The organism is Dictyobacter sp. Z7_2, from assembly GCF_057551105.1.
The window spans coordinates 3,002,062-3,026,553 of sequence record NZ_BAAJPE010000002.1 but is presented as its reverse complement, the minus strand read 5'-3'; the positions used below and the strand labels follow the sequence as shown (position 1 = coordinate 3,026,553).

Annotated in this window: 18 protein-coding genes; 12 read left to right on the top strand and 6 right to left on the bottom strand. The window is 49.7% G+C overall.

All coding sequences use genetic code 11. The features are described from left to right. The first annotated feature begins 18 nt into the window (after positions 1 to 18). The 5 genes from AC27N8_RS26245 to AC27N8_RS26225 all read left to right on the top strand — a co-directional run bounded on the left by AC27N8_RS26245 (position 19) and on the right by AC27N8_RS26225 (position 3,945). Complete coding sequence (locus AC27N8_RS26245) at positions 19 to 957, top strand: tyrosine-type recombinase/integrase (RefSeq protein WP_487070956.1); 939 nt, start codon at positions 19 to 21, stop codon at positions 955 to 957. A 137-nt stretch (positions 958 to 1,094) separates the two neighbouring features. After that, on the top strand, positions 1,095 to 1,283 hold the full coding sequence (locus tag AC27N8_RS26240; protein ID WP_487074755.1) for a hypothetical protein: 189 nt from the start codon (positions 1,095 to 1,097) through the stop codon (positions 1,281 to 1,283). Between the two features lie 113 nt (positions 1,284 to 1,396). Continuing rightward, positions 1,397 to 2,719 (top strand): ankyrin repeat domain-containing protein, encoded by a 1,323-nt coding sequence (locus AC27N8_RS26235; RefSeq protein ID WP_487070954.1) that lies wholly within the window; start codon positions 1,397 to 1,399, stop codon positions 2,717 to 2,719. 189 nt (positions 2,720 to 2,908) lie between these two features. Next, positions 2,909 to 3,220, top strand: a complete 312-nt coding sequence (locus AC27N8_RS26230) for a hypothetical protein (RefSeq protein WP_487070952.1) — start codon at positions 2,909 to 2,911, stop codon at positions 3,218 to 3,220. Positions 3,221 to 3,777: 557 nt separating this feature from the next. Beyond that, positions 3,778 to 3,945, top strand: a complete 168-nt coding sequence (locus AC27N8_RS26225) for a hypothetical protein (RefSeq protein WP_487070950.1) — start codon at positions 3,778 to 3,780, stop codon at positions 3,943 to 3,945. A 10-nt stretch (positions 3,946 to 3,955) separates the two neighbouring features. Here the strand turns inward: AC27N8_RS26225 and AC27N8_RS26220 are convergent, their stop codons facing one another. Together AC27N8_RS26220 and AC27N8_RS26215 are read right to left on the bottom strand one after the other, a co-directional pair. Next, positions 3,956 to 6,922 carry a sensor histidine kinase gene (locus tag AC27N8_RS26220; protein ID WP_487070948.1) on the bottom strand — a complete coding sequence of 989 codons (2,967 nt, stop codon included), beginning with the start codon at positions 6,920 to 6,922 and terminating at the stop codon, positions 3,956 to 3,958. Between the two features lie 125 nt (positions 6,923 to 7,047). Continuing rightward, complete coding sequence (locus AC27N8_RS26215; protein WP_487074754.1) at positions 7,048 to 9,012, bottom strand: nitrilase-related carbon-nitrogen hydrolase; 1,965 nt, start codon at positions 9,010 to 9,012, stop codon at positions 7,048 to 7,050. A 614-nt stretch (positions 9,013 to 9,626) separates the two neighbouring features. On the opposite strand from AC27N8_RS26215, the gene thrS reads away from it, so the two are divergent. Then, a complete protein-coding gene (gene thrS, locus AC27N8_RS26210) occupies positions 9,627 to 11,417 on the top strand; it encodes a threonine--tRNA ligase (protein WP_487070946.1) in 1,791 nt (596 codons plus the stop codon). A gap of 222 nt (positions 11,418 to 11,639) precedes the next feature. Here the strand turns inward: thrS and AC27N8_RS26205 are convergent, their stop codons facing one another. Then, a complete protein-coding gene (locus AC27N8_RS26205) occupies positions 11,640 to 12,641 on the bottom strand; it encodes a hypothetical protein (protein ID WP_487070944.1) in 1,002 nt (333 codons plus the stop codon). A 520-nt stretch (positions 12,642 to 13,161) separates the two neighbouring features. Next, on the bottom strand, positions 13,162 to 13,572 hold the full coding sequence (locus AC27N8_RS26200) for a nuclear transport factor 2 family protein (protein ID WP_487070942.1): 411 nt from the start codon (positions 13,570 to 13,572) through the stop codon (positions 13,162 to 13,164). 168 nt (positions 13,573 to 13,740) lie between these two features. Between AC27N8_RS26200 and AC27N8_RS26195 the strand changes: the two genes are divergently transcribed. Next, positions 13,741 to 14,289 carry a winged helix DNA-binding protein gene (locus AC27N8_RS26195; RefSeq protein ID WP_487070940.1) on the top strand — a complete coding sequence of 183 codons (549 nt, stop codon included), beginning with the start codon at positions 13,741 to 13,743 and terminating at the stop codon, positions 14,287 to 14,289. A 78-nt stretch (positions 14,290 to 14,367) separates the two neighbouring features. Here the strand turns inward: AC27N8_RS26195 and aceB are convergent, their stop codons facing one another. Together aceB and secA are read right to left on the bottom strand one after the other, a co-directional pair. Beyond that, the gene (gene aceB, locus AC27N8_RS26190) at positions 14,368 to 15,969 is read right to left on the bottom strand and encodes a malate synthase A (RefSeq protein WP_487070938.1); all 1,602 of its coding nucleotides are present in this window, start codon (positions 15,967 to 15,969) and stop codon (positions 14,368 to 14,370) included. Positions 15,970 to 16,096: 127 nt separating this feature from the next. Then, a complete protein-coding gene (secA, locus tag AC27N8_RS26185) occupies positions 16,097 to 18,988 on the bottom strand; it encodes a preprotein translocase subunit SecA (RefSeq protein WP_487074753.1) in 2,892 nt (963 codons plus the stop codon). Positions 18,989 to 19,891: 903 nt separating this feature from the next. Between secA and AC27N8_RS26180 the strand changes: the two genes are divergently transcribed. From AC27N8_RS26180 to AC27N8_RS26160, 5 genes are all read left to right on the top strand, one after another. Continuing rightward, positions 19,892 to 20,839, top strand: coding sequence for a hypothetical protein (locus tag AC27N8_RS26180; RefSeq protein WP_487070936.1), 948 nt, complete (start codon positions 19,892 to 19,894; stop codon positions 20,837 to 20,839). A gap of 119 nt (positions 20,840 to 20,958) precedes the next feature. Beyond that, positions 20,959 to 21,753, top strand: a complete 795-nt coding sequence (locus tag AC27N8_RS26175; RefSeq protein ID WP_487070934.1) for a GspE/PulE/PilB domain-containing protein — start codon at positions 20,959 to 20,961, stop codon at positions 21,751 to 21,753. Positions 21,754 to 21,861: 108 nt separating this feature from the next. After that, a complete protein-coding gene (locus AC27N8_RS26170) occupies positions 21,862 to 22,785 on the top strand; it encodes a GDP-mannose 4,6-dehydratase (protein WP_487070932.1) in 924 nt (307 codons plus the stop codon). 213 nt (positions 22,786 to 22,998) lie between these two features. Beyond that, entirely contained in the window at positions 22,999 to 23,286 is a 288-nt protein-coding gene (locus AC27N8_RS26165) for a hypothetical protein (protein WP_487070930.1), read from the top strand. 379 nt (positions 23,287 to 23,665) lie between these two features. Further along, positions 23,666 to 24,436 (top strand): sulfite exporter TauE/SafE family protein, encoded by a 771-nt coding sequence (locus tag AC27N8_RS26160; protein ID WP_487070928.1) that lies wholly within the window; start codon positions 23,666 to 23,668, stop codon positions 24,434 to 24,436. The last annotated feature ends 56 nt before the right edge of the window (positions 24,437 to 24,492 follow it).

The following is a 24,492-nucleotide window of genomic DNA, read 5'->3' as shown; positions in this document are numbered from 1 at the left end:
ATAAGGATGAAGATAGCTATGGACTTAGTCCCTTCTCAGGATCAAGGCACTGTATTCAAGATTGGTGAGCAAGACTTCAATATTGAGCGCATGCTAGCCGGGCAATTAGGAGCCTCATCGATTGCGATGTATAAACGCGATGTCAACGCCTATCAAGCTTTCTGCGACGCTCATGGACATCAACCTTTGAGCTCCCAGACGCTGGCGCTCTGGCGCGATGAGATGGCTCTTGCCGGCGATAAATCTCCCAATACGATCAACAGGATGCTGAGTGCGGTAAAGCGCGTCGTCAAAGAGGCATCCATCAGAAACCTGATCGATCCCGCGCTGCGCATGCAATTTAATGATGTGCCTGGCGTCAAGCTGAAGGCAATGAAAGACAAGCTCAAAAAGAACTCCCGCACGCGCATCAGCCGAGAAGATATGCGACGACTCTGTAGCTCGCCTCCCGGGGATACCGTGATCGGCACCAGAGATCGAGCATTACTTGCCACCCTGGCCTCCTCCGGCATGCGAGCGTCCGAACTGGCAACACTGACGATCAGGCAGATAGAGAGAAGAGGTCGAGGCTATATTCTGCGCGTCCGTGGAAAAACTGATATCGAGTACAGAGATGCCAATATCTCGATCGAGGCAAAAGAGCTGATCGATATCTGGCTGGCGACACGTCCCATTACGAGTAGCTATATTTTCACCAGCTTCACCACGCGAGCCGCCATTCCAACCACAAAACCTATTTCTGAAGCTGGCGTCTGGTTAGTGGTGCAAAAATATGCGCAGCAGTGTGAGATAGAAAATATCAAGCCGCACGACTTCAGGCGCTTCGTCGGGACAGAACTGGCGAAGATCGATATCAGGAAAGCACAGAAAGCCCTGGGACATAAGTCGATTGAAGTCACGGCCAGACATTATGTCCTGGATGATTTAGATGTGGGGCAGACGGATAGCCTCTATTAATTATAAATATCTTGATTGCTATATACATGTCAACTCTTCTAGGATAGGAGCGATTGGTTAGAAGAATAAATTTATCAGAATAGAACTACAGATAAATTTGATGTAAGTTTTCATTGGATACATCAACCATAGAAGGTATGTTCAGAGCCGCCATAGAAAACAATTTAACGCTTCTAGAATATTCGATTCGCCAGAATGTCCTCCTAGCCTCTCCAATCACATTACTAGCTGTGCTAAAAAGTGGGTCAAGCTCAGTCCCAATCAGTGTCCCCTTTACAAGAGCAAGCCATATGAGTTATCATCGAAGAAATCCGAGTATTTCGTGACAGAAGGAAGACCTCATGAAACATCGTGGCCACAACCACGAAAAGGGACTCCTCACTCTTTCTGGCAAGCCATCGCTACTTTGCCGTGTACCGAGAAGGGAAGAAGGGACCTCATGACCCAATATGAACTTCATCAAGCCGTCGAAAAGGGAGATCTGCGTCACGTTCGCGAGCTTCTGAGTTCAGAACGTTCAGGCATTGATGTCAATGAGCACGATGAGAAGGGGCTACCTCCTCTGGTCTATGCAACAGAAGGCGATCTCGCACTGGCGCACCTGCTTCTTCAGCACGGAGCCAATGCACACGATGCGAATTTCACGCCCCTTTTTGAGGCTGTTGCCTTTGGTTCCTTTGCTGATGTTGAAGCGCTCATCAAGGGTGGCATCGATTTTGAGGAGCGCGACTATTGGGAAAGAACGGCGTGGCTTCTTGCTACTCAAATCGGCGACATAGCCAAGGCCAGGCTTCTTCTGGAGCATGGTGCCGATGGGAACGCACGAGGTTCTGATGGCAAGTCTTCCTTGTTTTACGCCATCGAATATGGCCATGAACCCATGCTTCAATGGCTGCTTGAAATCGGGACCCCTCTTGAGCAGACGGACGATTTTGACCGCACCCCCCTGGTGGCTGCGTGTGAGTGCCGCAATAAAGAGTGCATTGAGATCCTTTTGAAAGCTGGGGCGCACCCGCGTGAATTCACTTTCCAGGCGCAACGGATGCTCCTGGGATATCCTGAGGACCCAGATGAGAAGCTCTTCGATGTCTCTCAAGAGGACTTCTTCAAAGACCGTTCAGCTCGCTTTGGGGCGCATAATCCAGAGCAGATGAATACTCCTTTCTGGGAAGCCATGATCCGCTCAGGAATAAATGCGTATCAGGCGGGAAAGAGGTTTAACTTCAGTTCGTGGGGCCGTGGACAGCCAACCTGGTGTGCTGAACGCTTTGGGCAGTCGCTGACCTTGTTACCTGATGACCGCATTGTCCAAGTCGCAGGTGAGCATGAGGATTATTATGATCCAGATTTTTGCATCTACAACGATGTGTTTGTCCATGATCCTGACGGAACCATCCATATCTATGGCTATCCAGAGGCAGTATTTCCACCGACTGATTTTCATTCGGCGACCCTGATTGGTAGCTCGATCTACCTGATCGGGTCATTAGGATATGCAGGCAAAAGGCACTATGGAGAGACGCCGGTCTATCGGCTTGGTACCCATACCTTCCAGATAGAGCGCCTGGAAACCACTGGCAGTCCACCTGGCTGGATTCATGATCACCGGGCAATGCAATCTGGGAGCCATGAGATTCGGGTTATGGGAGGCAAGATCGCCACCCTCTCAGACGGGGTAATGAGCTATTCTGAGAACACCGCCACATTCATACTGGATATTGAGCAGCGAATGTGGTATAGGGATCAGTCGTCTCTGACGTAGCATTGAACACCAACCGTTCGAGGAGAAAAAACTCATCTTCTCTGGTGATCGAGCCAACTGGGATGCCCAATCCTAGAGACAAAGCGAGAGCGGCACCACAGCAATGTATCTCATCGATGCAAAAACAGGCGGGAGATGAGCATTGCCACTTGTCTGCCTCTGCTCTGTCAAAACACAGAAGGACGTTGCGTGGCAAAGGAGAATGGCCCCTTGAACCAGGCGCTCAGGCTCGCCGACGTAGCGGCGCGGCTCCGCCGTGCTGTCACTTCCCGCACGAATACGTCCCATGTGCATCTGAATGCAACGCAGACGAGACGATCCACGGTGGGAAGATCATGCAATGGAACCCCATGGGGAGCGTGGTCGTACGAGTCACAGACAGCACGGCGGAGCCGCGCCGCTACGTCGGTGGGCATCACACCCCATCGCCCCTGGGCACATTTGGAGACATGTTTCCTATGCAGCATCGACGCGATGACCTTTGACAGAGCAATACAATAAACAGAAGGTCAGTCACCTTCAGATAGTTGAAAGCGACTGCCCTTCTGCTGTTGGTGGGCAAGACATCAGGAGATGGTCTTCTGTGAGTTGTGATCGAAGCTGTTCGGAACAAAGCTACTACGGCTCCGCAACGGACTCTCAAGCGATACAGGACACTTGGAGCCTGGCACATACAGCTCAGTGCTGTATCCGTTTCACTAAAGCCGGAACTCTGCTCAACAAACTGGACTGGCACCCCAACGATCACCCCTCACAACTATAATCAGTATACACAGACCTGCTGTGCATATCCTTTGGCGATCCTTTGCAACCAATTACCAGCCTCGAATCGCTTCGCAAGCCGTTTTATCATTTTTGCAGCCACAAGAAAATCCATCGCTAGAGAAGAAAATCCATAGAAGTCTTAGAGAAGACAAATATGTCTTAGTGATGACGTAAAAACTCGTCGAGGCATCATCAGGCACGCTTTTTGTGGTATGATAAGCGTAGATAGATCCCACAGAGCCTGGTCATACTCGGCTCTGCATAGTAGACGATTTGAGGAGATTCTCTTCGCGATGAAAGCAGTAAAAACTCATGTTGGGCGCTGCGATACGTGCAGCGAACCAGCAGCCTATGCACAATTGTTAGCAGGCGGACGCAGCTTCCGTTTTTGTGAACAGCATGCCCCATTACTTGTCAAAAAACAAGCCGAGGCAGCCGCAAGTGCCAACAGCAACAAGTGAAGTTAGCCAGCTAAGCCATGGGTAGCAGTATATGGAAAGTAGACCCCTCACCTGGAATCCCTCTACTCTCAATCCAGATCTTTCCCCCCATGGCTTCAACCAGGCGCCGTGAAATATACAAGCCCAATCCCGAGCCGCGCACTGGACTGTTCATATCACTTTCCAGTCGATAAAAACGCTGAAAGAGCTTTCCCTGATCCTGTGGGGAGATCCCCTTGCCCTGATCACGAATACTGATCACCACTGACTTCTCACTCTCAGTGGAGGGTGCGGCAGAGAAAGTAATCGGTGTTCCTTCAAGCGAATATTTTAAGGCGTTGGTGCTGACATTCATCAATACTTGATGGAGTCGTAGTGGATCAGCCAGTACCACAAGCTGCTCTGGAACATCGAAAAAGACCTTTCTTTGACCAACGGTGACCTGTGGCTCAATCATCATGCTCACTTTATCGAGTATGTCTTTGACAACGACATGACTGATTAAGGCTGGCTTGAGAGCCGCTTCCGCTTCCAGGCGACTGGCATCCATCACATTGCGCAGCAGGATCGTCAGTTCCTCACAGCCCAGTTGAGCTTTGCGCAAAAACTCACGTCGCTGATCAGGCGGTAGAGTATCATCGTACTGGACAATCAGCTCAATGTAGCCCTGAACGGCAGTCAGGGGAGTACGCAACTCATGCGATGCCGTGATCATAAACTGATCTTTTAATTGATCCAGCTCTTTCAACTGCTCGTTAGCAGAGCTTAAACGCTGATAAAGCTGCGCATTCGTAAAGGCCACGTTCGCCTGCTCGACAAAATCTTGAGCGTTCTCCAGATCAGAGTCATCAAACGAAGGGTCGCTATTACTCCCTAACGGGACCGAACGAGCCAGCATCAGCAATCCATTGATCTGGCCTCCCGTGACCAGGGGGGCAACAATCGCAGTATAGATATGATGACGAATCAGTTTCGCTCGTAAGGCAAATTGATGCAAGCCAGGATTATGTTCCTGCACCGCTGCTTCGCTCGACGGCTGTTCAGGGATCTTCGGCTGCTTACCATAAGGACTGACTTTCAGTAAATAAGGTTGAGTCCCATAGGCTTCATAATCAGCCAGACGCAGTAGCGGCCAATCATCCAGCGGCCCCATTTGTTGTGAATCTGCGATTGAGGCCGCCAACGGCTCCAGTAGCCCCTCATCTTTACGGCTATAGAAGACAACATAATCAGCATCTAAAGCGCTTGCCCCTTCAGAACAAATCAGCTGACTAATCTCAACGGGCTCAACAACCGCTGAATTTAAACGTGTTGATATGTTGATCATAGCGCGTGCAAACATCTCGCGCCCATGAGCTTCCTGATAGAGATAGGCATGCTCCAGCAGAGCTGAGAGCTGATTGACATAGTTACGAACGATCGAGAGCGTCAATGAATCCACACGTGAGAGGGCATGGCGTGCCACGCCTAAACTTCCCAGAATCTTCCCACGATAAATAATCGGGAAGAAAGTCATCGATGGCACATGTTGCCGTTCCTGCCAACGATACACCTCAACTGGCATCTCCTCTTCCGCATAATAGGACCAGTATAATTCGCACTCTTTGCCGGCAGCCACCATACGATAGAGCATCGTATCGCCGGTCACCCTCCACTTCAATGACGACACCAGACGCGAGGCCGTACTAATCCAGATATGAGAAGTCACGTCGAGAGGCACATCGTACTCATCGACCAGCAACAACATAGCAGACGTAAAGCCAAATTGAGAAATCACAATATCCATAATGCGCTCGCGCAAAAGATCCAGGTCTGGGATATCGGCCAACCGATTAACCAACTCGCGAACCTGCTCAGCTTCCTTAAAAAGCTGATCGCGTTCACGCAGAAGTGCCTCATTTTCGCGTGTGGCAAAGAAATGGCGCATAACGATCAGCATCCCCACGACAGCGCTAATCATAAAGAGACCGGCAACCGAGGCATTATTGACATCGTGTAGACGGAGTGCATTGAACAGAGTCATCCCACCCAGAATCAAAGCCAGAGGCACATATAACGTCTGAATACGCCAACGCTTATAGATACGCTCCTGCTGATGCGCCGTGGCTTGCAGCGGCTCGGAGAGATTAAAGACATCATTTTGTACATGGTCACGTAACACGGCAGCATAATGATAAATTGGATAGAGACCAATCAAGAGGAGACCCGCAATCCATCCACAGAGCGTTATCTGTAAGCCGGTATAAGAGAAAATCCCATGAAAGATATTCATCCAGCCACACATTACATCAATCAGTAGATAGACCAGCACACCGATCAGCAGCAACCAAACCGCTTTAGAAGTCGTTTTCCCCAGGCCATACTTTACGAGTAGCAGCACAAAGAGCAGTAAGAAGATATCGCCCGAGACGTATAGCAGCGCGACGCGTAAGTGCGATAACCAGATATCTTCGACACTCTCTGGCAAATGGACAAAGGTAGGATAATTCGTCACAAAATACCAGCAGAGACCAATCAGGCAGCAGGTGGTAATCACGATGTCAACAATGGCACTGGTCCGTATATGTGCAGTCTCAGAGAGACAAAAGAGGCCAATACTTAACAAGAGAGGAAAAAAAAGCACCAGCAGGCCATATTTAAGTGGAAAGGTCTCATACTGTGTGTAGGTAAAGCCAAGGTCATAGACATACATGAAGCGCAGGCAGAAGAGCAGCAAGCTCATGCCAATAATAAAACCCGCGATATGTTGACGCATCCTGAATTCGACAGGGCCATAACGTGCCCAATACCATCCCTGCCAGGCTCCAATCGAGCTCACCAGAGAGGAAACTGCCAGCGTAGCAAAAGCCAGAGGAATATTATGATAAGAGCTAATACAAAACATCCAGCCCAGCAGGCTGAGAAAAAAAATGCCAGCAAAAAGTGTCGCTACCACTTTGTAGCGATGCACATAGCGGATAAATTTTGCATTGACATTATCTAAGGCAAGAGTTTTCAAAAGTGTACCTACACCCACATACATAAGCTGCGCGGATACACCATTCCTGTTCATGTCCTGACTACAGCACAATTCGCCTCACAGGTCTCGACCAGCAGCCCGGGGTCAAGCTTTCCGCAACCCCGCTATCCTTTTGAGACATGAGTGCGCACAAGGTCCATATACCAGAATGGCTGACGTTTTCGTAACATTGGCTTACTACGTACGAGATTGCCAGGAATAGAATCAAGAATATTGTAGGCTAATTCTCCGGTCAATGATCCGGCCATATCGCCAGGACTGTACTCCAGCATGCGTGTCGTGCGACGACCAGTCCGTTGCTCACGAGTATCGATAGTCATCATCAACAGACCCTCTTCATCCTCATCCGCCACAACCTCAGGCAACACGTAATTGCTCCCACCCGGCGAAAAGATACCGCTAAACCCATTCGCCTGCATCCCCTGATGAGACCCAAACCAGTTCGCCAGGACCAGATAAACGTTCTGCTCAGCGGCGCGTGTACGCCAGAGCAAGAAATGATAAGGATTCTCATTGTCAGTATTTCCCCACAGGTTCGCCGCTGGATTGGAGACAGTCGGACCAACGGGCGTGGGAAAATCAAGCCATGCCGGAGCACAAACCAGATCGGTTCCTTTACTTGCCAGGACACGCATCGTCTCAGGAAAAAGGACATCATAGCCTGTTGCCAGACCAATACGGCCGGCGGGAGTATCAAAGGTAGGAAAACCCAGATCACCCGGAGTAGCCCACAAGCGATCCTGCTGGCTCAGGTGGATTTTGCGATAGATACCATAGACCCCTTCCGGGTCCATCAGCAACACAGTATTGTAATATGTATCCCCGACGCGCTCAGCGACCCCCAGCACCAGGCTAATCTGCAAGGCACTCGCAAGAGAGACAAGAGCCTCAGTTTCCGGTCCAGGCACCTGGATAGCGCCACTGCGGAAATGAGCCACGAGCTCAGCAGGATCTCCACGATTGACTATCCGAGGAGGAACAGGGCCAGGGAGTAAAAGTTCAGGCAGGACCATCACATCGGGCACAGCAGGAGCATTATCGCGCATCAAGGCTTGAATCCAATGCAGTAAGCGCTCGATACGCTCGCCAGCTGTGTGCTCAGATGACTGAATAAACGAGGACAGATCCATCTGGAGTACACCAGCACAAGAAAGTTGTCCAGGAGGAAGCTCGCCCAGATCATACAGGTTATGATAGCGCAACGGTTCCCACAAGTAGCTGTTTTGCACGACTGCTCGATATTCTCCCGGCTGCCGATCTGCCAGAGGATAACCAATCACAGTATTGTGCTGTATCCAGCGCTTATCGCGGCTCTGCTGCACATCGACTTCTCCATAAACAATGCCTTCACCTTCCTCAAGGAAAGACTGAATTGATCCATCAGGATTCAGTATCCAACTCCCACCCCGAAATAAGACACCACGTTCTCGACCATAGCGATTGGCAGCCACAACAGTGAGTTTATTTTCGAGGGCACGCGTCATCCACCAGCAGCTGGGACTTGTCTCATCGGTCCAGTTCACAGGAGCCAGAAGAAGATCGGCCTCATGTAAAGCAGCGATGCGGGCAACCTCAAAATACCTGGCATCCCCACCGATAAGCGCACTGATACGTCCGATCGGAGTATCCCAGACAGGGATACCAAGGTCTCCATCACGCGCCCAGCGTTGATCGCCAAGATCCATATGTAGTTTGCGACACGTACCAATCACGCCATCCGGCCCGAGCAAAACCATGCTATTGTAATAGATACCAGTTTCCAGATCCACCTCCGGCAGGCCGAAAGCGATGAAACAATTATATCTGCTTGCTACAACTTGAAAACGCTCTGTGGTTGGGCCAGGGATCGACTCCGTATAAGGTGCGATCTCCTCGCTAGAAACCCAACAATAGCCAGTCGTCGCCATTTCGGGTAAAACGATCAGCCGCGCATCATGCGAGGCAGCATTTTCCACCAGGCGAAGAAGATCCCGAACATTCTTCTCTTTCTCACCGAGCGTTGGCGCATATTGAATGGCAGCGACCCGATAGGTGGAAATATGTGGTTTATGAGTGAAGGTAGAGCTCATCAAAGCCTATGTGCTCCTGATGCATGACTATGAGAAAACCATAGCTGAAAAAAAGGTGCTGACATACTTGAATAACTCTTGTATTATAGCACTTCTCCGCCTCGGCGCTACAGAATTCTTGTGTATTATGTAGTACTTTATGGTTACATGTATCTTTTTTTATCAAAGGTGCATGCCTCTTTACAGGTTGCAGGCACTATGTTATGATTGCAAGTAATAGATACAAAAGAGAACATGGCTTTTACGCGAGACATGTCCCTTCTCAAAAGGTTAACAGAGAGGAAGCATCAGCGGCTGAGAGTGCTCCCATCGCCAGACAGAAGCAGATACCCCTCGCTAGCCGGTACTGAGTCAGTAAAGTACACGTCTCACCTGCGTTAAAGGTGCACGAGCACGTTTTTCTTGCACGGATAGCGCGGCTAGCTTGATGCTATCCAAAAAGTCAAGAAACGTGGAAGCAGGGTGGAACCACGAGAAGTATTACAACCTTTTCGTCCCAGTGAGGGATGAGGAGGTTTTTTGTTGTCTATAAAAACATCTCTACAAAAAAATAGCGCTCATCCCTGGATGCAATGTCGATAAAAAATTCCTTGTTCACAAAGGAGACTAGAAGCATGTCAGTTGAAGTAGAACTCCAGGAATCGGTACACTATACACCGATTCAACGTATGCGCCACTCAGCGGCACACGTCATGGCCGAAGCGATCCTGGAAATCTTTCCGGACGCCAAGCTTGCCATCGGCCCCGCCATCGAAGATGGCTTCTATTACGATCTCGATCTGCCACGCTCGTTGACACCCGAGGATCTACCGGATATCGAGCAGCGTATGCGACGAATTATTGCGGGAAATTTCCCATTCATCCACGATAGCTGGCCCCGCGAGAAAGCTTTAGAGTACTTCCGCGATAAAGGGCAAACATATAAGGTTGAGATCATTGAGAATCTCTCCGACGCGGAAGTTGGCATCTATCAGCAGGATACATTTCTGGATCTGTGTCGTGGACCTCACGTCAACAACACAGGCGAGATTGGTCCGATCAAGCTGATGCGCGTCGCCGGAGCTTACTGGCGCGGTGACGAGCATCGTCCTATGTTGCAGCGCATCTATGGGACAGCCTGGTTCACACAGGAGGAGCTTGATCAGTATCTGTGGCGTCTGGAAGAGGCTCAGAAGCGCGATCACCGCAAACTCGGACGTGAACTGAAGCTCTTTACGCTCAGCGAAGATGTCAGCCCGGGAGTCCCACTCTTCTATCCACGAGGAGAGATGCTGCGCCATCTGATGGAAGGATATGTCCGCGAGACGCAGGAGCGCTATGGCTATCAGCATGTGTGGACATCAAATATCGGCAAGGTGCGCCTGTATAAAACATCGAAGCACTGGTACACGTATCGCGAGAATATGTTCCCGGTCATGAAGGGCGATCAGGAACTATCTGAGGACGATGCCTATATTCTCAAGCCCATGAACTGTCCGCATCACATTCTGCTCTTCAAGTCGCAGATGCATAGCTATCGCGAGCTACCAGTCCGCTATGCCGAGTTCGCCACGCTCTATCGCTATGAGAAAGCTGGCACGCTGACAGGTCTGGCACGCGTTCGCAGCGTGACACAGGACGATGCTCACGTCTTCTTGCGTCCCGATCAGGTGCAGCAAGAGTTCAATAACGCCGTCAATCTAACACAGGAAGTCTTCGAGACATACGGCTTGCAAGACTATTGGGTACGTCTCTCGTTGCGCGATCCGCAGAAAAAAGAAGATTACGTCGGCAGCGATGAGGTTTGGAACGAAGCCGAATCAGCTCTGCGTGGCGCGGTCGAGAGCAAGAACATCAAGTACGAAGAAGGCATCGGCGAGGCCGCTTTCTATGGCCCCAAAGTTGACTTCATGGTCCGTGACGCCCTCGGTCGCGAATGGCAGTGCGCCACGGTTCAGCTCGACTTTATCCAGCCAATGAACTTTGAGCTTGAGTATATCGGTGAAGATGGTCAGCCCCATCGTCCAGTCATGATCCATCGCGCTGTGACAGGCTCGACGGAGCGTTTCATGGCGATGTTGATCGAACATTTTGCTGGTGCTTTCCCTGTCTGGCTCTCGCCAGTGCAGGCGATGATCATTCCGATCGCGGATCGTCATCAAGAGTATGCCAACAAAGTGCTTGAGCAACTCAAAGCCGCCGGTATCCGCTCCGAAGTTGATATCCGCAGCGAGCGCATGAATCTCAAGATCCGTGACGCACAGTTGCAGAAGATCCCTTATATGCTCGTTGTGGGCGATAAAGAAGCTGCTGCCGATGCGGTCTCGGTTCGCCTGCGCACAAACGTGGACCTGAAATCGATTCCGGTCACGGAGTTGATCAAGCGCGTCTCCGATATCGCAACGACGAAAAGCATGGAATTGTAGATTCTTGTTTCCATTGTTCTGCATATAATCAAAACATACGATGAAGCACCTCCAAAGAGCCATCTAAAGGTGCTTCATCTTTTGCAGCCAAAGGTCAAGCGCAGCGAAGACCGTGTAGCGTCGCACGCTTGCGTGCGATGTCCCACTCGACGTATGAGACAGCAGCATCCCGGCACACCTCGCTGGCGGGCCTGATCGTACGTCGAGTGGGACTATGGCCATCTATAAATCTAGAGTGACTTTTCTTACACGTGAAGTAGCAGACACAAAAGCATTGGAAATGGTAACAGGCGTGAGATGATACTCCACCGACGCGATACACCCTTTTTGAAAACCTCTTTGAATCTCTAGATGGGAAATCTGGCGTCCGGAAAAATAATTTTCAGTTAAGAAGATGGCACTTTTACCTAGTGGAGTCATCATTAGCTTATCAAATTCTTCTGTACCTCTATGGATAGTAAAAGCATTTTCATCTCTAGATTCTACTAATTGTTTTATAGCAGAGAACATTTCTCCTTCCTCAACATCCTTATCCGCAAGCAACCTGGGTTGAAAGTCTTTGATATTCAAAGATTGGTGCCTGGATGTACTCTGGTCGGATGTACTCTGGTCAACACCATTCACATGATCAATTACTAGACGCAAAGCCTGACCTTTGATATCGGAAAGACTCATACGCTTCGTAAGATCATCAGAGTGGCCCCTAACATTTCCGTCACCATGGGATGGAAAATTATATCCACCAATAATCTCTTTTTTATCTAAATCGATAGAATTACTATAAAGAGGTATTTTTTCATTATCAACTTTTGTTCCCTTTAAATATACATCGACATCGTAAATATTATTTCCCTTATCAGTGATCACATGCATATAACGTGTATCAAAATGGTGATTTTTCCAGAGAATTTGCTGTGGAGTTAAACTTCTAATTTTTTTCTCGGCAATAAAAGCATCGATAACTCTGCTTGTGGGCAATTCATGCCTTTCACCTGTTTCCATAGGCTGATGGCGTCTCAGTTCCGCAGTAACGCCTCCTCTTGTCGACAGGGCATGTCTTTCACCATGACCCTGATTATATCCATCACCGCTTGAATTATTAGAAGCGCAGCGCAAGCAATCTTTAATTACATTAAAAGTGCTGCGTTTATGTGGTGAAGAATCCACTTCTTCTAGTGGCGCAGAACTACTATCCCTACGCGACCCACGAGGATACTGTGACATAAAAGAGAGGTCCCTTTCTACGAAACCACAAAAATTTTCCTTCAGAGATTATCTGAGTAAGTACTTCGTGGAATGAAAACAACATCCGTAGATGTTACGTTTATCGTTCCGTATTAGATAATAAATATAATACCTTGTAAAAAAAAGATTCATAGGAAAAGTATAGGGCATAAGTAGATCATTTTGATAGATCGTTATGCGTCGTTTAGAGATCGTTTGACAGAAAGTTTAAATCTATAAGTAAACCCCACGCCGACCATTCTGCAAGAAGATCAGCGTAGGTATTACAGCTTCATAACTCTCATTGACTATGTGAGATATTTATAGGCGGGTAAGGTCAGGAACTCGATAAAGGTGTCGCTACTGATAATTTCATCTAGAATGTGCGAGGCATCAGAGAATCTACATTGGACATGGACTGACTCACGCCTGATTCCTGACGATGGGGACTGACTCACGCCTGATTCCTGACGATGGGGCCTTGCTAACTGAGTAGAGAAGATCTCCAGGACGCTTTCTGTTAACGAATAGACGCCAATGATTGATCACTCTCATTTGCTGAGTCCGCATGAGAAAGTTCCCAACAGCGCACAAAACGATTATCCTTGATTTCGAAAAGAGCGAGCACATTTATAGTAAAGGGCTGGTCATCAGGCGTTCGGCAAGCTAAACTATGTCGTGAGACGATGGTGTTTCCTTCTTCGACAGTTTCATGAAGAGTAAAGCTGTCGACAGAATATCCTTGCTCCTTGCGTTTGAGTAAAGCTTGCGAATGTTGTACAAAAGCATCGTAGTCGAGAAAAGCTCCATCTGACCACTGCTTATATTCGGGAGCAAAACAACGCTCAACGGGAAAGGTACCACTTTCCATAAATTGCTGAAATACTATCTCAAGTAGCTGTTTCCCTTGTGAGGATGATGTTGAAGTCATACAGATTTCTCCTTTGATTTAGTCAGACAATATGGTTTCCTGGAAACTATCTGTATCCTAACACACTTTTAGCAATATAGCAATATAGTTTCCAGGAAACCTTTATAATTATGGAGAAAGCTTTTTGATATACTATGCAAGAAACTAAAGAAGTGTAAGAAAGACGCAATGGTAATGACACAAGAGCAAAGGGAAGTAAACAGACCAGAAGTTATCGCCGCCCAGGAGCAGATTTTTCCTCTTTTTATCAAACTTATGCATGAGATAGAAACAGCCGATGAAGAGCGTCATGCTCAAATGAAAGAGAGAGCGACGAAGGTGTCAGCGACTGTCTGGGAGGGGATGACGGTAACTATGTTACACGTACTGGATATAATTGGGCAATACGAACCAGTGAATGGAATTACAGTTGCCAAACAATTAGCGATCACAAAAGGCGGAGTAACAAAAATTACCAGGAAGCTTTTAGAGAAACGGCTACTACTAAGAGAGACCTATCCCACCAATAAAAAAGAGGTCTATTTTCGCCTGACACCTGAGGGAAGAGAGCTTTTTCTCGTCCATCAACAGTTACATCAAGAACTGAAAGAACAAAGCCTGCAATTTCTAGATAGGTATCAAGGCTATGAATTGCAGGTCATTGTGCGCTTTCTAGAAGATTTCATCAAGTATTCAGATAATTCTATATCCACGGCGAGCATCCCCCATGAAGATTAATTATCTTTTTATTACCTTACATCACATGATTCCTAAGAAATGCCTGTATAGATAATAAAAAGATAATGACTATACCCTCTAATCAAGATATTTGTAGGCCGGTAAGGTCAAGAACTCGATAAAGGTATCACTACCGATAATCTCATCCAGAATTTGAGCTGCATCAGAGAATCGACGTTTAGCATAGGCAGACTCGCCAACTTGAGCTTTAATGCGTTCAAGTTCTTCACTCATAAACTGATGAAAAAGATCAAGAGTGACCTTACGACCATCGTCGAGAATTCCCTGTGGATGACGAATCCATTGCCAGATCTGGGCACGCGAGATCTCGACGGTGGCGGCGTCTTCCATCAGATTGTTGATAGGCACGCAGCCGTTGCCGCGCAACCAGGATTCGAGATACTGCAAACTGACGCTGATATTATTGCGCAGGCCAGCCTCGGTAATCGTCCCCTCGGGCATCTGCAACAAATCGGCTTCACTGACCTCAACATCTGGCCGCTGACGCTCGATCTGGTTGGAAGTTTTCATGGCGGCGTTGAACTCTTCGAGCGCGATAGGTACCAGGCCCGGATGCGCAACCCAGGTGCCATCATGCCCATCGGTGGCCTCGCGATGCTTATCGGCACGGACGCGTCCAAGCGCCTCTTCGTTGGCCACAGGATCGTTCTTGATCGGTATCTGCGCCGCCATACCACCAATAGCCGGTGCATGACGTCGATGGCAGGTCTTGATCGTGAGCAGCGAGTAGGAGCGCATAAAGTGGGTGGTCATGGTCACCTGAGCACGATCCGGCAGCATAAAAGTGGGATTCGCGTGCAACTTTTTGATCACACTAAAAATGTAGTCCCAACGTCCGCAGTTCAAGCCTGCAGAATGTTCACGCAACTCATAGAGAATCTCATCCATCTCAAAGGTCGCCAGGATCGTCTCGATCAGCACAGTTGCTTTGATCGTTCCCTGCGGAATATCCAGCTCTTTTTGCGCCAGGACAAAGACGTCGTTCCACAGACGCGCTTCGAGATGACTCTCTAGCTTGGGCAGATAAAAATAAGGGCCAGAGCCATTCGCTAACAACTGTCGTACATTGTGGAAGAAATAGAGTCCGAAATCAAAGAGGCTACCGGAGATCGGCTGACCATCGATCAGGACATGCTTTTCGTCCAGATGCCACCCACGCGGGCGCACAAACAGTACCGCGATCTGAGGCTTGAGCTGATACTGCTTCCCCTCTGGACTGCTAAACGAGATCGTACGTCGATTGGCATCGCGCACATTGATTTGCCCCTGGATCGTGGTCTCCCAGGTAGGAGCATGAGCATCTTCGAAATCGGCCATGAAGACTTTGGCTCCCGAGTTCAAGGCGTTAATGACCATCTTGCGCTCTACCGGACCGGTGATCTCGACGCGACGATCAGAGAGGTCAGCAGGCAGTGGAGCGATCGTCCATGTATCCTCACGGATGCTGGCAGTCTCCGGCAAAAAATGTGGCAACTGTCCAGCATCGAGTTCGTGCTGCCGCTCTTCGCGTCTGTGCAATAATTCTCTACGGCGACCCTCAAAAGCACGAGAGAGTACAGCGAGAAAGCTCAGTGCCTCCGGCGTCAAAATCTCAGCAAACTCTGGAGTCACTGGCGCATGGATCTCCACGCCCTCTACCGAATGATGTTGGTCTGTCATCTCAGCTGTCCTTTCAAAACAAAGAAGACTCATAAGCATATGTTCAAGTTCATTGTCTCACATCAAACAAAACATCGCCCTGGCATCATCAAGATACCAGGGCGATGCTCCAAAACTGACGCTTGGCTTAAGCGCCATGACATTTTTTGAACTTCTTGCCACTACCGCAAGGACATGGATCATTACGTCCCACCTTTGTCATGGGGGTGGCAACACCAACGCTGCTGCCGCTCTGATGCGTTGCGCTGCGAGCTCCGCCAGACTGGTTAGACTGCACTCTTCCATTCGAGGATTGAGATTTTGAGCCATTCTTACGATTCTGGCCAGCTTTCGGCTGCTGAACTTCAGGCTCATCACTTTTTGCCTGACCACTGGCTTCCGCCAGGGCATCAACATTGGTGCGTACATTGGTAGGCATCTTATGCTGCGGTTCTGGACGCTGTAAGGTGATGGTGACATCGCTACGCAGCAGTTTGAGCAAGGAGTCCACAGTATAATGCTGAATCGCCAGCTTGAGGTCATCAAACATGCGGAAGGCTTCGTTTTTAAATTCCACCAGCGGATCACGCTGGGCAACCGAACGGAAGCCGATACCCGCACGCATGACATCGAGAGCATCGATATGATCCATCCACAGACGATCGACGACTTGCAGCAGATATGTGCGCTCAAACTCGCGAATAGGATCAAAGGTATCCGCTCCCTGAGCAATAGCCTGCTTACGCATACTGGCCGCACGCTCTTCATAATGGTTCAAGACAAGATCCGTCAGTTCTTGCTTCATCTGGTCGCGACGCACAGCGTGAATATTTTCCGGCAACACATCATCCGGAATATCCACATAGACTTCCAGCGTCTTGAACAGAGTATCGAGCTGCTCTTCCTCGGTCAGCACAGGACCCGGGATTGCAGCATTCACCAGACGTCCTACCTCGTTGCGAATCATGGTGATGATGCGGTCATGCATATCGCCGTGTTCAAGGACGCTACGACGATCAGCGTAGATAACTTCACGCTGCTTCGCAATCACATCGTCATATTCCACGACATTTTTACGCATATCAAAATTGTAGCCTTCAACACGCGTCTGAGCACTCTCGATGAAGCGAGAGACAAATTTGCTTTCCAGAGGAGTCTCGTCATCCATGCCGACGCGCTCCATGATACCTGCCACGCGATCAGCGGCGAAACGACGCATCAGTTCATCGTCGAGAGCGAGGAAGAAGCGGGAGCTCCCAGGATCTCCTTGACGACCGGAACGACCGCGTAGCTGATTGTCGATACGCCGTGACTCGTGACGCTCGGTGCCAATGATATGTAAGCCGCCAACTTCGACAACGTGATCATGATCTTCATCACATTCTTTAATTTTCGCCTGCAAGAGCTCTTCCTTCTCAGGCTCTGTCATGCCAGCGATGTATTGTTGAATCGCCTCTTCTCGGTCCAGGCGATCTTCATCGGTCTTGTAGGGCATCTCGCGGATATAATCGACCTGCTCGGCGTGTTTGCGCAGGATGCTCTCAAAGTAACCTGTAGGATTGCCTCCTAACACGATGTCAGTACCACGACCAGCCATGTTGGTCGCAATCGTCACCGAGCCGCTACGGCCCGCCTGCGCCACAACCTGCGCCTCGCGTTCGTGATATTTCGCGTTCAAGACGTTGTGTGGGACACCTTGTCGCTCCAACAGTTGCGCCAGCATCTCAGAGGTCTCGACAGAGGTCGTGCCGACAAGTACCGGCTGACCAATTTCGTAGCGTTCCTTGATCTCTTCGACGACCGCATTATATTTTGCTTCCTGGGTTCGATAGATCAGATCAGGCATATCCTGCCGCTGTGTCGGCTTATTGGTCGGAATAACAACCACATCGAGCTCATAGATCTTGATAAACTCTTCGGCCTCGGTCAAAGCGGTACCGGTCATACCAGCCAGCTTATCATAGAGGCGAAAGAAATTCTGGAAGGTGATGGTAGCCAGCGTGTGATTCTCGCGCTGCACTTTGACGCCTTCTTTGGCTTCAATCGCCTGATGGAGACCTTCGCTGTAGCGCCGTCCCGGCATCTGGCGGCCAGTGAATTCATCCACAATTACCACTTCGCCATCTTTGACAATGTAGTCTTTATCACGCTTGAAGATAACTTGCGCTTTGATGGCATTTTCCATATAGCGCGTGAGGTCGATATTCTCTTCCTCGTAGATATTGGTCACGCCCGCCAGTTTCTCAATCTTATCGATACCGGACTCAGTCAGCATGACGGCGCGCGTCTTCTCCTCAACGGTATAGTCGTTTTCGCCATCCAGGCGCTTGGCCCAGCGTGCAAACTGCGCATACGTATCTGTGGATTCCTGTCCCTGTCCCGAGATAATCAGCGGTGTACGCGCCTCGTCAATCAAGACATTATCAACCTCGTCGACGATAGCAAAGTACAGTTCTCGCTGGACCATTTGATCCAGGGAGGTCACCATATTGTCGCGGAGATAATCAAATCCGAACTCATTATTCGTGCCATAGGTGATATCCGCCAGATACGCCGCGTGACGCTCTGCCGATTGAGGGTCCACACCATTCACGACCACGCCCACGCTTAATCCCAGAAAATTATAAATCTGGCCCATCCATTCCGCATCACGACGGACCAGATAGTCATTCACAGTGACCAGATGCACACCCTTGCCAGTCAAAGCGTTCAAATAGATAGGCAAGGTCTCCACTAATGTCTTACCTTCACCGGTACGCATCTCAGCGATCTTACCCTGGTGCAGCACGATGCCACCGATCAGCTGAACTGTGTAATGACGCATCTTAATGCGCCGCCAACTCGCTTCACGTACCACCGCAAACGCTTCTGGAAGCAGGTCATCCAGCGTCTTCCCTTGCTTATGATAGCGCTTCACGATAGCCGGGAGCAGTTTATCGATCTGATTGGCTTTCAGAGCGACAATCTCAGGCTGGAGGCGACGATAAAATTCGGTAAAGAGGCGCGACAGCTGTTGCAGCACATCAGCGTCATCACTCATCGAGCTCGTTACAGACTCAAACTGAGACCAGAGCTCATCAAAGATCTCGGAAGCTTCATCTTCATCAACATCTTTCAGCACAGGTTCTACATCTGTAAGGAGAGCAATGATCGCAGTTTTGGGGTCGGTTGCCTTATCGGGACGCTGCTTCCGCTGTTCAACCAGCTTGAGTGCCTCGGCGGAGCGCAGTGGGTTGAGAATACCCGACAGTTTTTCGTAGGCTTTCTCAAAGAATTCAGAGAGTGTGTTCTGCAAATGATCTTTCAGCGAGCCTTCTGGATCGTTGCGATCAATTTTCTGACGCGGTTCGTTGGCCGCCTGATGTAGTTGCTCTTCGCTGCATTGAGCAGCCAATGGCTCTACTTTTTCCAGGACCTCCTGAAACAGTTTGACGAGTTCATTTTCCAGTACCATGCCGCCTTTTTGATAAAGCACAAGCTGTGAACGAAACTCGACCGTCTTGGCAGCCAGTTCCTCATCGCTCAACTTTTCAAACTTAGGGCCAAACTCTTCAATTGTGTCAATAAGAGGCTGGATAGCTTTTAATTCTTTTTTATTGGGGTCGCCCAGGATTTTTCCTAGCAATTGCATACGCGCGTGTTCTCCTACAGACCAGCATCGATACTGTTATAAGTCTCTTTGATTGGATACTCTATCCAATATGTGATCAAATAGATGTGTCTACCCTATTATACCATTCACTTATACTACGTGAGCGGGCCTTTTCTGTTGCATATTCTTTGAGCGGACCAAAAAGGGATAGATCCTGTTATAAGGCGGCCTCGTCGGGTTCTGCGTACCGTCCGGAGGCAGAACAAATCATTCAAACATCCATGCTCACTTATATGCACAAAAAGTACAATGCTAGTAGGAAATGTCCGCATAAAAGTGGAAGAGATGTGAATGAAAAACCAGCATACACACAAGATAGCACTACAACGTGCTGATCATATCACGGAGAGGAAACAATCGGCACGCACTCCCGAGTACCCGGCAAGCAACGCGAAACTCGCAGCGCCAACCACCTCCCGCCTGCGTGCAGAGCCAGCAAGCTCATCTGAGCTTGATATTGTCCTGGAACGCTTACAACATTGCCTACTTGGTCGGATTGAGGCAGGCGATAGAGAAATCCTTGATATGAGCCTGAGGCATATCTTTGAAAACGCCGATATCCTCTACAGCGTCCTGCTGCCAGAAATGACACAATCCACCCTGCATATTATCGCCTCAAATACACCCTCAGCCGCTGCCTATGAGACGACTCCCCACTATTGGATCAAGAGTGTGCTCCAGGATATTGAAGCAGTCTTAGAGCGTCTGGAGGCACTGAGCCAGTTGCTGATCACAACGACATTAACCGCCCTTGAGGCACTCGATAGAAGTTGCAGCATCTATGGAACGGCCCAGATCAAAAAACGTCTGCAACGAGAGGGCGAGGACGAAGAGTGCACCGAGATCTTTGCCGCCATTGAAGTGGCACAGATTCCCGCAACAACCTATTATCAGTGGATGCAGGCATTGAGATCCCTGACAGCCCGGATCAATAACTGGCAAGAACAGCATCAAACCTATCCAGTTTTTACCACGCTGCTCAGCACTCAGAACAGCATTCATCCCGCACAGGAACATATCGATAGCGCCATGAACGAAGCCCGCAAGAGTATTGCTACCCTCTTTGGCACCATCCTGCCAGAATTCCACACAGTGGCACGCGGAGATGATGAGGCAGTGGCAGCCATATTACTCAACCTGATGCAATATACAGACTTACTTTTATCCTATCTAGATACCTTGCTGGAAGCGGTTCGTGTACTAATACAACAGGATAATCAAGATGGGCAATTGCAGTGATCTTAACCAGAGGAGCGGTGTCTTAACACAATCATAACCACAATCACGCCATTTTCCAGCCAGGCGCAAAGTATGATTACTAGCAATATATAACCATATATTATGTAAGGAGCTGCTCTATGCGCGAGAAGGCATTATCACTTCCTGCATTGACATGCATACATGCTCATATGCAGAGCGAAGACCCACAATCCGTCGTGACTTCAATGAACCGTCTTAGCGCCAATGGAGCGGAGCAGATGGCCTTGATCATCCTTACACTCCGCTTCAACGCCGCATCCCACGCACAGGCAGCAACTCAGATCGAGCAGAGCATCGCCTACTATCAAGAGCATCTCCGACGCTTCATTAGAAAAACCGACCAGATCATACTCATCGAGGAGAGTACCATCTATATTTTACTCCCCAAAGCACATTTGGCAGGAGCAGAGCTCGTCCAAAACCGGCTCTGGGAGGCCATGCTCTGGCGTATCCATAATGCTGGCGAGCAGAACATGCTCCAGCCCTCGTTCATGAGTATTGGACGGAGCGCTTATCCCACACCCAGCACAGATATTGCAGGCTGCATCCGCTCCGCGGAAGAGATACAGCTCCGCTTCGAGGTCCAGCCAGAACCACCAGTTCAGAACAAAGACAACGAAGCGTATACACTCGCACGCCAGTTAGGCATCCCCTACCTCTCACTCCTTCCACGCAGATTATCTCCACACATCCTCCAGACAGTACGGCCAGAACTGGCCCAGGAGCTACGCTGTTATCCTGTCGGGCGAGCACGCGATACTCTGACCGTTGCCATGTCTGATCCACGCGACGAGCAAGCATTGACGCGTTTAGAACAGGAGACCGGTCTACACATCTTCCCCGTCGTCGTCGCCCCACAAGAATTACAGACAGCCCTGGAACAATTTGTCTGAAGAAACGGCCAGCGCATTGCGATCTTTGCTATACTATCCACAGAAACTGCGTATCTCGCAGCGAATGTATCTCCCAGGCAGACAGAATTGCATGCGAAAGGCATTACTATGAGAATCCTTATCACTGGTGGAGCAGGCTTCATTGGATCACATATTGCGGACCAGTATATCGCTCTCGGTCACGAAGTCGCGATCGCGGATAATTTATGGGGTGAAGGCGGTGGCAAAACGACAAATATCCCCGCTGCTGCCCGCCTTTATCAGGTGGATATCACCGACGAAGATTCCTTGAGACGCGCTTTTGACGAATTTAAGCCCGAAGTGGTCAACCACCATGCCGCGCAGCACAGCGTCGCCGTATCAACGGCCAATCCCAAGCTTGACGCACAGGTTAACGTGATTGGCCTCATCAACGTCCTGACTCAGACCAAGCGGATCGAAGCAAAGAAAATTATCTTTGCGTCATCGGGAGCCACCTATGGCACACCGGTACGCCTTCCCATCGACGAAGACACCTCCCAACGACCAGAGTCCCCCTACGGCATCAGCAAGCTGGTCGGCGAATACTACTTACGCTACTGGAGCAACACCCTCGGACTGAAATTTACCGCCATGCGCTATGGAAACGTCTACGGACCACGTCAAGATCCTAACGGAGAGGCGGGTGTCGTAGCGATCTTTGCGCGACGTTTCCTGGCGCATGAAGGGGTACGTATCGACTGGGATGGCGAACAGAGTAAGGATTATGTCTATGTCGGTGACGTGGCACAGGCCAACGTCCAGGCGCTCAATCGAGGCGACAACGAAAGCTTCTGTATCGGCACTGGCCGTGCGGTATCCGTCAATGAAATTTATCGCACCATGGTCAATTTGACAGCCTTTGAAGCACCCATCACACGAGCAGCGAAGCGTCCAGGAGATATCTACAAAACATTCTTCAACTCTGATAAGGCAGAACGCATCCTCTCCTGGAAGCCAGCCGTCACGTTTGAAGAAGGTGCCAAAGCCACTCTGGACTACTTTCGTCCATAATTTCGCCCACAGTATCAACGCGGCGCGGCTCCGCCGTGCTGTCACTGGACGCACGTAAAACGTTCCACCTGTATCTGAAAGCAACGCACACGAGACGCTACGCAGTGTAAAGATCATGCAATGGAACCTCATGAGGAGCGTGATCGGACGAGTCACAGACAGCACGGCGGAGCCGCGCCGCTACTACTCTGCCAAGACACATAAGGACGTTGCGTGGCAAAGGAGGATGGCCCCTTGAACCAGGCGCTCAGGCTCGCCGACGTAGCGGCGCGGCTCCGCCGTGCTGTCACTCGACGCACGAAAACGTCCCATGCGCATCTGAAAGCAACGCAGACGAGACGATCCACGGTGGGAAGATCACGCAATGGAACCCCATGGGGAGCGTGGTCGGACGAGTCACAGACAGCACGGCGGAGCCGCGCCGCTACGTCGGTGAGCCTCTCACCCCATCGCCTTCTGGAGCTGTTTTGGACACACATCACCGATACCGCATCGGCGTGATGACTTTTGACAGAGTACTACGTCGGTGAGCGTTTCAACCCCATCGCCTTTCGGACCTGTTTTGGAAACATGCCTCCCATGCGATAGAGACATGATGACCTTTGACAGTGTAGTAGCGGCGCGGCTTGCTTGATCTTTTCGGGGAAAACGCTTCGTTCTCTGAACAGGATTGGATGTTTAGCTGCTATAATAGAAAACATGATGATTCCGCACGGAAATCCATCTTGATAACACGGCGACCTCCTCATTTCTACGAGTATCCTTATATGCTCATGCCAATAGTCTTAGAGGTCCACCTATGGCGGCACCAGCAATCAGTGCTGGCAGCTCCGCCAACAGTTAGCAGGTAGCTAACTTTTCCCTGCAAGGAAAGAGATTGATGACGTTCTTACACTTACTTTTTCTATTCTTCATATCTATGGTTGCGAGTGCCAGCAATGCGATAGCCGGAGGAGGAAGTTTTTTCACTGTTCCAGCACTTATCTTCACGGGAGTTGCTCCCACTATCGCCAATGCCACCAGCACGGTCGCGCTCTGGCCAGGATCGATTGCGAGCGCGGTAGCCTATCGACGCGAAATCGCATTTGTGAACAAAACTGTCCTCATTTTTTTGATCATGATCAGCCTGATCGGAAGCGTCTTTGGAGCCATCTTGCTGCTCAAGACATCGCAAGCAACCTTTGTCTTTTTGCTGCCCTACCTGATCTTATTCGCCACCTGTCTGTTTGCATTGAGCGATCTCCTCGCCACACGCTCACGCCGCAAAGCGATTGATAAAGCGCCGCTGACACGCCAAAAACTGCTTTTTATCACATTGGCGCAATTAGTCATAGCGATCTACTGTGGCTACTTCGGAGGCGGCGGCAGCATCATGATGGTAGCATTGCTGGCATTGATTGGCCTGGATAATATCCACGTCGTCAACGGGCTCAAATCGCTGCTCAGCGCCTGTATCAGTAGCGTAGCCGTCATCATCTTCGCCTTGAACGGTATCATCGACTGGCAGGTCTCATTTATCATGATCGTCGGAGCCATCATCGGCGGTTATGCGGGCGCGTACTACGCTCGCAAGATCGATCAAAAATGGATACGGCTCTGTATCATTATCATCGGCATCGCACTGACAATCTACTTCTTCGTGCATAAATGAGCGTTTTTACATATGAGGTGAGCCTATGTCTCCGCATTGAAGGCTCATCTCGATGG